Here is an 11,281-nt window from a genome sequence, read left to right as displayed (position 1 = left end):
AGCAACCCCTTCGCCGGCAAAGCCAACAGCGGCGCCACCTGGACCAACGACATCAGCCACGGCGAACTCATCCGCACCACCGCCGACCAGACCTTCACCGTCGACCCCTGCAACCTCCAACTCCTCTACCAAGGCCGCGCCACCAACTCCGGCGGCGACTACGGCCTCCTGCCCTACCGCCCGGGCCTGCTCACTCTCCAGCGCTGACCACGCCGGGCACCTGACAACCGAGGGCCGGTCTCCCCGAGTGGGGAGGCCGGCCCTTCAGGCGAAATCTGGCGACCTTGACAGCGGCCCGTCCGGACCGGCCGGGCACCAGGTCGGGTCGGGACAGGCGACCTTGACGGCGGCTCCACCCGGACCGGCCGGGCGCCAGGCCGGCTCAGGCGGGATAGGCGCGGGTCTCGGTCGCCTTGACGGCGGCCCACACGGAGCGACCGGGCACCAGGTCGAGGTGGCTGGCGGCGGCCGGTGTGACGTCGGCGGCGACCGCGATCGGACCGTCGAGCTGCACACGCAGGTTGTCGCCGTGGCGTTGCAGCCCGGCGATGACGGCGGGCCAGGTGTTGCGCGGACTGCCGTCGGGCCGGTGCGGATGCAGCGCGACGGCCGAGGGCGGGAATGCGACGAACGCGTCGCCGTGCAGGGCGTCGGTGACGGTGAGGGTGAGTCGGTCGTCGACGCGGACGGCGTGGCCGTCGGCGGTGCCGCGGTAGAGGTTGAGGCCGACGAGGCGGGCGACGTAGTCGGTGCGGGGCCGCGCGGTGATGGTGGCGGCGTCGCCTTCCTGGACGACCCGGCCGTCCTCGACGATGACGAGCCGGTCGGCCAGGACCAGCGCGTCGAGCGGATCGTGGGTGACCAGCAGGGTGGCGCCGGGATGGTCGCCGAGATGCCTGTGCAGCGCGGCGCGGGTGTCGAGCCGGGTGCGGGCGTCGAGCGCGGCGAGCGGTTCGTCGAGCAGCAGCAACACGGGGTCGACGGCCAGGGCCCGGGCGAGCGCGACCCGCTGGGCCTGCCCGCCGGAGAGCTGTCTCGGCTTGCGGCGCGACTGGTCGCCCAGACCCACCCGGTCCAGCCAGTCGTCGGCGAGACGGCGTGCGGCACGCCTGTCGGCGCCGCGGCGGCGCGGCCCGAAGGCGACGTTGTCCCGCGCGCTCAGGTGCGGGAAGAGGAGATAGTCCTGGAAGACCACGCCGATCGGGCGCTGCTCGGGGGGTGTCCAGAGGCGCTGGTCGGGCCGGTCCACGGGTTGCCCGGCGAGCACGAGGTGGCCCGCGTCCAGCGGTTGCAGGCCGGCGAGGACGCGCAGGGCGGTGGTCTTGCCGGCGCCGTTGGGGCCGAGCAGCGCGACCACCTCTCCGGCGGCGATGCGCAGGGGCAGGTCCAGGCGGAAGCCACCCCGGTCGACGACCAGGTGCGCGTCCACGACCGGGTTCATGCGCTGGTGATCCACTTGTCGCGCAGGCCGGCGAGGATGGCCACCGACACGATCAGCAGGACCAGGCTGAGCACGACCGCGCCGTCCAGGTCTCCACCCTCGATGGTCTGGTAGACGGCCAGGGGCATGGTCTGGGTGATGCCGGGATAGTTTCCGGCGAAGGTGATCGTGGCGCCGAACTCGCCCAACGCGCGCGCCCAGCACAGCACCGCTCCGGCGGCCACGCCCGGCGCCACCAGGGGCAGCGTGACGTGGGTGAAGGTGGTCAAGCGTCCGGCACCGAGGGTGGCGGCGGCCTCCTCGTAGCGGGCGTCGGCCCCGCGCAGCGCTCCCTCCACGGCGATGACCAGGAACGGCATCGCGACGAACGCCTCGGCGACGACCACGCCGGTGGTGGTGAACGGCAGGGTGAACCCGAACGTGGAGTCCAGCCACGCGCCGACCAGACCGCGGCGCCCGAACACCAGCAGAAGCGCCACCCCGCCCACCACCGGCGGCAGCACCAGCGGCACCGTGACCAGCGCGCGGACCAGCCGGCGACCGGGAAACCGGGCGCGGGCCAGCAGCCACGCCAGCGGGATGCCCAGCAGCAGGCACACGACGGTGGCGAGGGTGGCGGTCTGCAACGACAACCGCAGCGCGGTAAGCGCACCGGGTTCGGTGAGTCGGTGCCACAGGCTGGCCCACGGGGCGCGGACCACCAGGCCGGCCAGGGGCAGCACCAGGAACAACAGGCCCACCAGGGCCGGCGTCAGCAGGGCCACCGGCACCCGCTGCCCGCGACGGCGGCGCGGGGGCCCGGCCGGCTCGGGCCGTACCGCCGTGCCGTTTCCGCCGGTCGAGGTCATCGCCGCTACGGGGCCTGGAAGCCGGCGGCGGTCAGGACGGCCATGCCCTGGTCGGACCGCACGTAAGCGACGAAGGCCCGCGCGGCGGCCCGGTTGGGGGCGTTCTTCAGCACGACGATCGGGTAGTCGTTTGTCGCGCCGGCGGATTCGGGGAACTCCACCCCGTCCACGTCGGCGGTCGCCGCCCCGGTGTCGGTGCGGTAGACCAGGGCCGCGTCGACCTCGCCGAGCTTCACCTTCGACAGTGCACCCTTGACGTCCTGCTCAAGCGTGACCGGGGTGAGTTTCACCCGCGCGGCGGTCAGGGCCTTGGTGGCCGCCGCGCCGCAGGGCACCTGCTCGGCGCAGAGCGCGACCTTCAACCCCGGCCTGGTGAGGTCGGCAAGCGCCTTGATGCCTTTCGGGTTGCCCGTGGGCACCGCGATGACAAGCTGATTCCGCACGAACGTGGTCGGAGGGCCGTCGCCGTCGCCCGCGTCGATGACCGACTGCATGTTCTTCGGCGCGGCGGAGGCGAACACGTCGGCGGGGGCGCCCTGGGCGATCTGGTTGGCAAGCGCGGAACTGCCGGCGAAGTTGAACGCCACCGTCACACCCGGGTTGGCCGCCTCGAAATCCCTGCCGATCCGGGTGAACGACTCGGTGAGCGACGCCGCCGCGAACACGGTCACCGTCCCGGTCGGCCGGGAACCGGAGGCCGAACCGCCGGGCGCGGAACCGTCCTCGTCGGTGCCGCCGCCCGCGCAGCCGGCAAGCCCCGCCACCGCCAGGGCCGTCACGCCGGCCAGCGCGGCACGCACGAGACGTGCGCCTCCCTGGATCCGGGTCGCGGTCATGCGCCGGCCCGTGCCCGGTGGGCCGGGGCGGACCGCTCCACCACCACCGTCGTCGACTTGATCACCGCGACCGCGACCGACCCGACCCGCAGGCCCAACTCCTCGACCGCCTCCCGGCTCATCAGCGAGACGATCCGGAACGGCCCGGCCTGGATGTCCACCTGGGCCATCACGGTGTCCTTGGCGACCGCGGTCACGATCCCCCGTAGCCGGTTGCGCGCCGAGGACTCCTCCGACCGACCGCTCGCCTCGCCCGCCTGCTCGCGGACGAACCCGGCCAACTCGACCCCGTCGATGACCCGGTGGCCCTGCTCGTCGCGCGCGGCGGCCAGCCGGCCCGCGTCGACCCAGCGGCGCACCGTGTCCGCGCTCACGCCGAGCAGCTCCGCGGCCTCCCCGATCCGAAACACCGTCACGCCAGCACCCTACCCGCGCGCATCTGCTGGGCAAAGAGGCAAAGTCCCCTTGCTGTTGCGGAGATTAGTGGCATCTCGGTTTCGCAGGTGCGTTCATGGGATCACCCGGGGGCGCGCCGGCACCGGGCGCGCTTCGACCGGCGCGAGCAGGGCTGGACCAAGGTGCTGCTGCACCCCAACGACTGAGTACGCGTACGGATGGCAGGTGCGGCCGGGGCGACCAGAATTCTCGCCATGCGAACCCGAATCATGATCGCCCTGGCCGCGGTGGGCCTTAGCGGGCTGATGCTCACCACCGGCTGCTCCTTCGAGGAGGCCATCTGCGCCGACGGCGAGTATCCGGCGATCGCGGTCGGCGGTCAGGGCGGCAGCGCCTGCTTCCCGGACGGCCAGGAGCCGACCCCGCCGTACGTCCGCTACCCGGAGGGGAAGGTCCCGCAGCACGTCGACGACGAGTGGGACGTCTACTGGCGGACCCACGGCATCGACGAGAACAACACCATCATCGAGAGCTGACCGCCGCCACCTCGCCGACCCACGGGACGGGTCGACGAGGTGGCGGCGGTCAGCCGCGGCGTTACGCGCGCACCGTCACCGGCGCGCTCGTGGCACTGCCGTCGGCGTAGCCCGCCTTCAGCCGCTTGCCCAGGCGGGACGCCGGGATCACGTACGTCGCACCGGTCGCCCCGCTGATCGCGGTGCCGTCGGCCGCCCACTGGTAGGTGTACGCGGTGGCGCTCGGACTCCACTGCCCGGTCGAGGCGCGGACCGTCGACCCCACGGCCGCCGTGCCGGTGATCGTCGGCGCGGTCACCGACCGGACGGCCTGCGCACCGGTGATGGTGAAGGCGTCGGCGAGCGACACCGCGTCACTCCAGTCGTCCGGCCGGACCGAGACCGACGCCTTGCCCGTGGCGGCCGAGGTCAGGTCCACCTCGGCGGTGAGGGTCCGGTGGTCGGCGGAGACGCTCCGCACGGTCGCGGTCAGCGCCGTGCCGCCGGCCGGGGTGACCGTGACCCGGTTCTCCTCGTGGAAACCGGTGCCGGTGAGGGTGATCGTGCGCACCGCGCCCGCCGCGACCGACGTCGGCGACACAGACGTCACGGTCAGCGGGTCGGGGGCCACGTAGAAGGAGTAGTAGGTCTGCAACGACGCGACGCCGTCCGCCGTCAGGCTGGTCACGTAGAGCGTGTGGTAGCCCGAGTCCGGCGGCGTCCAGGTGAGCGTCGCGGTGCCGTCCGCCGCCGCCGCGACGGTGCCCGCCGCGCCCGGGAGCTGGTACGCGTACTTCACCGCGCCCGGCTGCCGGGGCTTGAAGGTGAAGGTGCCCGGCGCGATCCGGCCGGAACCCGACGAGGGGAAGTCGGTGGAGGTCACCACCGGCGAGTCGGTGACCGACCAGGAGATGCCGCCGTCGCCGGTCCGCACGCCGTCCGCGTTCCGGGCGAACACCGATACGTAGGTGTAGCCGCGCTTGGTGAGCGTGTACCGGAACGTGACCGTGCCGTCGGCGGCGGGCGGCAGCACCTGCCGGGTGGCCGGATCGCCGTTGAGGACCACTTCATACTCCGCGACGTTCGCCATCTCGGTGCGCGCCGTGAAGGTGGCGGTCGACCCGAGTACGTCGCCGCCGCTGCGGTTGACCTGGGGGCTGGCGCTCGACACCGAGATGTAGATGAACCGCGGCTCCGACAGGGTCCCGTCGGCGCTCCGGCTCTGCACGAGCAACGCCTGCGTGTCCTGGTTCTGGTTGGTGGCGGTCCAGGTCAGGTCCGCGGTGCCGTCCGCGCCGGCCGGCAGGACGGTCTTCTCCTCGGTCTCGTGCCCGTTGTGGTCGCGACGCCAGTAGAGGTAGGCGACGACGTCGGGCATGCGCGGGGCCAGGTGGAACCGGAGCGACGATCCGATGATCACGCCACGGTCGACGTCGCCGGTGACCCGGGGCGCGTTGTCGACGACGAACGTGTAGGCCCGCTCCGGGTGCGTCGTGCCGTCGCCGGTGACGCTCCGCACGTACAGCGTCTGCCGGCCGGCCCGGGTCGGGGCGATCATCGCGGTGGCCTTGCGGTCGGCGTCGACCGCGACCGAGCCGGACGGACCGCCGCCGTCGATGCGCCAGGCGAACGACTCGGTGCCCGGGACGTTGGCGGTGAACTCGAACGCGCCGGGCACGCCGGGGCCGTAGTCCAGGTTGGTGCCCCACTCCGGGTACGCGGCGGAGAAGACCGAGGGTCGCGTCTCCCGGACCCAGAACTCGTAGACGTTGCGTTCCGACCAGTTTCCGGCGCGGTCCACGGCGTAGACGACCACCGACTGGCGGCTCGCGTCCGATGGGGTCCAGGTGACGGTCGCCGGCCCGCCGAGGCTCGTCGCCGGGACCGTCGAGTCCTGGTCGTCGTCACCGGAGAACCGGTACTGGTAGCTCACCGTGTCGGCGGAGGCCGAGGTGAAGGTGAAGGTTCCGGTGTCGCCGACCGCGCCGCCGGCGTTGTCCCAGTCCCCGGCCGGATACTTCGCCGACGCGACGGCCGGTGCCGGACCGCCGGTGCGGTCGACGGTGAAGTAGCAGGTGTCGCTCCACGGCGACGTGTCGTCGCCGTCGAGGACGCGGACCCGCCAGGCGTACGTGACGCCGTCCAGTTGGCGCGCGGGGTCCTCAAGTTGGATGTAGACCCGGTTGTTGCGCTCGTCGAGCCCGTCGCGCCACTGCTGCGGCTCGTCCGGCCTGGTGACGTCCCACACCTGGAAGTCAGCCTGCGCGTCGGTGCTGCTCGGGGTGCCGCTGTAGGTGCCCTGGAGCACCACGGCGTTGGCGTCGTTGAGCCGCACCGGGCTCAGGTAGGGCCCCGGCGCCTGCGGTGCGCAGGCCAGGCCGGCGGTGGTGAGTGCGGTCGGCCCGCCGACGGCGGCGGCGGCCGGGGCGGCGTGCACGCCGACCGCCGTGCCGCAACCGACCGCGAAGGTCAGGGATATTGCGAAAATACGCCGAAAAGCGCGCGCGTGGGCACGCATGACGTCCTCCCCCGTGATGATGGCGGGCAACACGATGAGCACCCGCGGAGGAAGGATCGCATGGATGGCCGACATCGAGGACCCCCGTTTTTTGGGCGGGCTCCGATATGGACGGTCGGGCCGGCGCGATCGCGCAACGGGACCACCCCGCCGCGTCCGGTCCGATAGGGTCCGGTCATGAGTGTGCATCCCCGCGTGGTCACCGACGACTTCCCGGCCACCCTGGCCTTCTACACCGCGTTGCTCGGCGAGCCGGAGAAGGTGGTCGACGACTTCGAGTACGCCGGCTTCGACGCGGGCGGCGAGACCGTGCTCGCGCTGCTGGGCCGGCGGGCCGCCGAAGCGGTGCTCCCGGTCGGGCGGGGCGACGGCGGTGTGCTCGTCGTGGTCCCGGTGTCCAACGTGGACGCGACTGTCACCGCGCTGCCCGCCGGGGCGGTCGTCGCCGAGGCCGCCGACCGTCCCGCCTGGGGCGTCCGCTCCGCCTACCTGCGCGACCCCGAGGGCAACCTGGTCGAGGTGCAGTCCTGGCTGCCCCGCTGAGCGGGCCGGCTCACCACCGCTCGCCGAGCCGGCCGGCTCACAACCGCTCCGGCGTCCGGATGCCGAGCAGGTCGAGGCCCTGCCGGAGCACCCGCGCGGTCACGTCGCACAACGCCAGCCGGCTGTCCCGCACCGGCCCCTCGGCCCGCAGCACCGGGCACCGCTCGTAGAACGCGCTGAACGCGACCGCGACCCGGTGCAGATACCCGGCCAGGCGGTGGAACTCCAGGCTGCCGGCGACCTCCTCGACCACCGGCCCGAAGCCGACCAGCTCGAACGCGAGCGCCCGCTCGGCCGGCTCGGCGAGCGCGATGTCCGCGCCCGGCCGCGCCGTCGCGCCGGCCCGCCGGAAGATGGACCGGATCCGGGAGTACGCGTACTGGAGGTACGGCGCGGTGTTGCCGTCAAGCGACAGCATCCGCTCCCAGTCCAGCACGTAGTCCCGGTGCCGATCGCTCGACAGGTCGGCGTACTTGATCGCGCCGATCCCGACCGCGCGCCCCACCTCGGCCGCCTCCGCCTCACCCAGCTCCGGGTTGCGCTCGCGGGCCAGCGCGGTGGCCCGCTCCACCGCCTCGGTGAGCAGGCCGACGAGTTTCACCGCCCCGCCGGCCCGGCTGCGCAGCATCCGCCCGTCCGGGCCGAGGATCGACCCGAACCCGACGTGCTCGGCCCGGGCCGGCGGGGTCAACCAGCCGGCCTGCGCGCCGGTCGCGAAGACCATCTCGAAGTGCCGCCGCTGCGGCGACCCGACCACGTACAGCAGGCGGGTCGCGCCGAGCGTGCCGGTCCGGTGCCGCAGCGCGGCCAGGTCGGTCGCCGGGTAGCCGTACCCGCCGTCGGACTTGCGCACGATCAGCGGCAGCGGCTCGCCGTCCCGCCCCACCGAACCGGGCGGGAAGACGCAGTCCGCGCTCTCGCTGCGCCGCAGCAGCCCGAGCCGGTCCAGCTCACCGACCGTCGGCGCGAGCAGGTCGTGGTAGCTGCTCTCACCCCGGAAGTCGTCCCGGGAGAGGGTCACGTCGAGGAGGTCGTACACGGTCAGGAAGTAGCTCTCGGACTGCGCCACAAGCAGCCGCCACAGCCGCAGCGTCGTCGGGTCGCCGCCCTGCAACGCCACCACCCGCAGCCGGGACCGCTCCCGGAACCTCGGGTCGTCGTCGAACTTCGCCCGCGCCGCCGTGTAGAACGCGTCCAGGTCGCCCATCGACAGCTCCTGCGCCGCCTCCGCCTCACCCAGGTCGGCCAGGTGTTCGATGAGCATGCCGAACGGCGTGCCCCAGTCGCCGAGGTGGTTGGCGCGCACCACCCGGTGCCCCCGCCACTCCAGCAACCGGGCCGCCGCGTCCCCGATCACCGTCGACCGCAGGTGCCCGACGTGCATCTCCTTGGCGACGTTCGGCGCCGAGTAGTCGACCACCACGGTTTCCGGCCCGGCGGCCACCGGCACCCCGAGCCGCGGGTCGGCGGCAAGCGTGGAGACCAGACCGCCGAGCGCCCCGTCGGCGACGGTCAGGTTCAGGAAGCCCGGCCCGGACACCTCGACTGCCGCGCAGAGGTCGGCCAGCTCCGCGCGGTCCCGTACCTCCGCGGCGATCGCCCGCGGCGGCCGGCCGAGCCGCCGGGCCAGCCCGAGCGCCGCGTCGGACTGGAAATCCGCGTGCTGCGAGCGCCGCACGACCGGGTCCACCGGTCCGCCGGCCACCGCCGCGAACGCCGGCGCCAGCCGGTCGGCAAGCAACTTCTCAAGATCCATGGGTACGCCGATCTCGCTCGATCCGCCGCGCGGATCACCGGATGGGAAGGCGGCGGAGCGAGGACGATCGACGAGGACCGGCGGCTCGATCCGCCGGTCGCAGGAGAGGAAGGCTCAGCGCAGGCGGTCGCGGGACCGCCGGCGTCGCAGCGCGCCGAGCCGGACGTCTGGGGACGCCGTCAGGTACGCCTGCGAACTGCTCATGCCGGCAGCGTAACCGGCCGGCCCGGGTGCGGCGCAAGCGCGTACCCGGACCGGCCGTCGGCGTACCCCGATTGTCAGGCCGGCGTGGCGGCGGCCTTGCGGAAGCGCTCGGCCCGCCGCCGCACCTGGGTGTACGCGCTGGTCAGGCCCATCGCCCGGCGGACCTCGACGAGCGTGGCGTGCACCTGCGCCCGGGTCCGTTCGGTGCCGGCGACGATCAGCTCGTCGACCAGGCCGGGCTGCGCCTCGAACCGCGCCCGGCGCTCGCGGACCGGGTCGAGGAAGCGGTTGAGCGCCGTGGCGAGCGCCTCTTTGACCTCGACGTCGCCGACCCGCCCGGCCCGGTAGCGCGTCTTGAACTCCTCGACCTGCGCCCGGTCGGGGTTGAACACGTCGTGGTAGGCGAAGACCGGGTTTCCCTCGACCGTCCCCGGCACGTCGGCGCGGACCCGGTTCGGGTCGGTGTACATCCCCATCACCTTGCGCCGCACGGTCGCCGCGTCGTCGGAGAGCGCGATCGCGTTGCCCCTGCTCTTGCTCATCTTCCCGGTGCCGTCCGTGCCGGCGAGCGTCGGCGTCTCCGACATGATCAGGTCGGGTACCGGGAAGACGTCGCCGTAGAGGTGGTTGAACCGACGGGCGATCTCCCGGGTCACCTCGACGTGCGCCGCGTTGTCCTTCCCCACCGGCACGACCTGCCCCTTCACGCAGAGGATGTCGGCCGCCTGGAGCACGGGATAGCCGAGCAGGCCGTACGGCATCTCGTCCTTGCCGGCGTCCCGGGTCATCTCCTTCAGTGACGGCACCCGCTCCAGGCGGGGCACCGTGACCAGGTTCTGCAACAGCGTGTTCAGGTCACCGACCTCGGGGATCGCCGACTGGAGGTAGAACGTGGCGCGCTCCGGCTCGACGCCCGCGGCGAGGACGTCGGTGACCATCTCGCGGGCGTTGCCGGCGACCTGCTCGATGTCGGCGCGGGTGTTCCTGGTGGTGAGCATGTGCAGGTCGGCGATGATGAAGAAGCTCTCGTAGCGTTGGTGCAGCCGCACCCGGTTGGCGATGCTTCCCACGTAGTGGCCGAGGTGCAGTCGCCCGGTCGGGCGGTCGCCGGTGAGCATGCGTGCTGAGGACATGGTGGTATGCCTTTCGTGCCGGTGGCTGGCGGGAACGCGCGGACGCGCGCGAACGACCCGGGTGCCGACCCGGATCGGTGGAGCGGGCTTGTCAGAACGAGCGCCGCCATCGCCCGCCGGCGCGGAACCGCAGTCCGCCGGCTCGAAGGACGTCGAGAATCTGCTCCCGGCCGTCGTCAGCACGACCCGGGAGACCGGCGTGGGTCTCCGGGGCGCAGGTGCTCGACCGGACCATGCCTGACACGGTAGCCGCCGGGGTGGCCGTCCGGCTGCCCCTCCGGCTCAGACCCGCCGGTAGCTTTCGGAGTGGTAGCCGCCGACCTGCTGGCATACTGCCCGACCATGGTTCTGTCGCGTGGCTGGTCGCTGTTCCTGGTCGGCGTCGGAGTGTGGACGTGGGTGATCTGGCCGAGGTTCGCCGCCGCCATCTGGAACGACCCGCGAGCCTGGTCGGCCGGTGTCGTCGGCGAGGGCGGCCCGACCGCCTTCGTCTGGGTGCACGCGCTGCTGATCGCCGCGTCACTTGCCATCGGTACGACGGTAGGCGTGCTCGGCGTACGCGGCTGGCTTGCCGCCCGCCGCGTCTCCCGGCCCGGTTGATGCTGTGACGCGGGCCGCCACCTCTGGATTTGACGATCAAACCTGCGGACGCGTAACTTTCTCTCTGCCAGCGCGGAACGGGGCAAACGGGACGAAAGCCCGGGAGTGCCGAACCGACGCGGGTGCCGCGTCCGAAGGGGTTTGCGCCCCAACAGGACACGGCCCGGGCGAGGCCGGCCAGAACGCCGCAGGGCGGATTTGGCGGAGCGGAACCGACCGGGTAAGGTTGTCGACCGGCAGGGAACCGGGCGAGCTTACGGGAAACCGTAGCGGCCGGCCTGCCAAATCCGGTGATCAAGCGCAGCGGTTCGCTGCTGCGTGGGCTCAGCGGCGCCAACCCGTACGAAGCATGACAGACCGGCACACACGGTTTGACACGGCAGAGACGGTGAGGTAACGTAGTAAAAGTGCCCGGCGCGAGAGCGGTGGGTGTGGACGGAATGCCCCGGTTGTGGGTCCTCCTGGTGGAGGGTTTGCGGGCGGTGTGTGGT

The 11,281-nt window shown here is 72.8% G+C and carries 11 protein-coding genes; 4 read left to right on the top strand and 7 right to left on the bottom strand.

Annotated features, from left to right (window positions below; translation table 11 throughout):
• On the top strand, window positions 1-207 hold a 207-nt coding region (locus SM450_RS30790; protein ID WP_474623291.1), incomplete at its 5' end, for a non-reducing end alpha-L-arabinofuranosidase family hydrolase.
• Window positions 208-382: 175 nt separating this feature from the next.
• On the opposite strand, the gene SM450_RS30785 is transcribed toward SM450_RS30790, so the two are convergent.
• The 4 genes from SM450_RS30785 to SM450_RS30770 are packed head-to-tail and all read right to left on the bottom strand — an operon-like array spanning window position 383 to window position 3,541.
• Entirely contained in the window at window positions 383-1,441 is a 1,059-nt protein-coding gene (locus SM450_RS30785; protein WP_474623290.1) for an ABC transporter ATP-binding protein, read from the bottom strand.
• Window positions 1,438-2,289 (bottom strand): ABC transporter permease, encoded by an 852-nt coding sequence (locus SM450_RS30780; RefSeq protein ID WP_474623289.1) that lies wholly within the window; start codon window positions 2,287-2,289, stop codon window positions 1,438-1,440. The genes SM450_RS30785 and SM450_RS30780 overlap by 4 nt, the downstream gene beginning before the upstream one ends.
• Before the next feature lie 5 nt (window positions 2,290-2,294).
• A complete protein-coding gene (modA, locus tag SM450_RS30775) occupies window positions 2,295-3,089 on the bottom strand; it encodes a molybdate ABC transporter substrate-binding protein (RefSeq protein ID WP_474623288.1) in 795 nt (264 codons plus the stop codon).
• 32 nt (window positions 3,090-3,121) lie between these two features.
• Complete coding sequence (locus tag SM450_RS30770; RefSeq protein WP_474623287.1) at window positions 3,122-3,541, bottom strand: TOBE domain-containing protein; 420 nt, start codon at window positions 3,539-3,541, stop codon at window positions 3,122-3,124.
• Window positions 3,542-3,775: 234 nt separating this feature from the next.
• On the opposite strand from SM450_RS30770, the gene SM450_RS30765 reads away from it, so the two are divergent.
• Window positions 3,776-4,057: an SCO0607 family lipoprotein gene (locus SM450_RS30765; RefSeq protein WP_474623286.1), complete on the top strand. Its 282-nt coding sequence runs from the start codon at window positions 3,776-3,778 to the stop codon at window positions 4,055-4,057.
• Between the two features lie 61 nt (window positions 4,058-4,118).
• Here the strand turns inward: SM450_RS30765 and SM450_RS30760 are convergent, their stop codons facing one another.
• A complete protein-coding gene (locus tag SM450_RS30760; protein WP_474623285.1) occupies window positions 4,119-6,473 on the bottom strand; it encodes an IPT/TIG domain-containing protein in 2,355 nt (784 codons plus the stop codon).
• Window positions 6,474-6,731: 258 nt separating this feature from the next.
• On the opposite strand from SM450_RS30760, the gene SM450_RS30755 reads away from it, so the two are divergent.
• Window positions 6,732-7,097, top strand: a complete 366-nt coding sequence (locus SM450_RS30755; RefSeq protein ID WP_474623284.1) for a VOC family protein — start codon at window positions 6,732-6,734, stop codon at window positions 7,095-7,097.
• Window positions 7,098-7,134: 37 nt separating this feature from the next.
• On the opposite strand, the gene argS is transcribed toward SM450_RS30755, so the two are convergent.
• Complete coding sequence (gene argS / locus SM450_RS30750; protein ID WP_474623283.1) at window positions 7,135-8,853, bottom strand: arginine--tRNA ligase; 1,719 nt, start codon at window positions 8,851-8,853, stop codon at window positions 7,135-7,137.
• A 278-nt stretch (window positions 8,854-9,131) separates the two neighbouring features.
• Window positions 9,132-10,190: a tryptophan--tRNA ligase gene (trpS, locus tag SM450_RS30745; RefSeq protein WP_474623282.1), complete on the bottom strand. Its 1,059-nt coding sequence runs from the start codon at window positions 10,188-10,190 to the stop codon at window positions 9,132-9,134.
• A 342-nt stretch (window positions 10,191-10,532) separates the two neighbouring features.
• Here trpS and SM450_RS30740 point away from each other — a divergent pair, with 342 nt between their 5' ends.
• Complete coding sequence (locus SM450_RS30740; protein ID WP_474623281.1) at window positions 10,533-10,790, top strand: SCO4848 family membrane protein; 258 nt, start codon at window positions 10,533-10,535, stop codon at window positions 10,788-10,790.
• Window positions 10,791-11,281: the final 491 nt, after the last annotated feature.

It is taken from the genome of Micromonospora marincola, from assembly GCF_056150385.1.
This window is presented reverse-complemented; position numbering and strand designations above follow the sequence as displayed.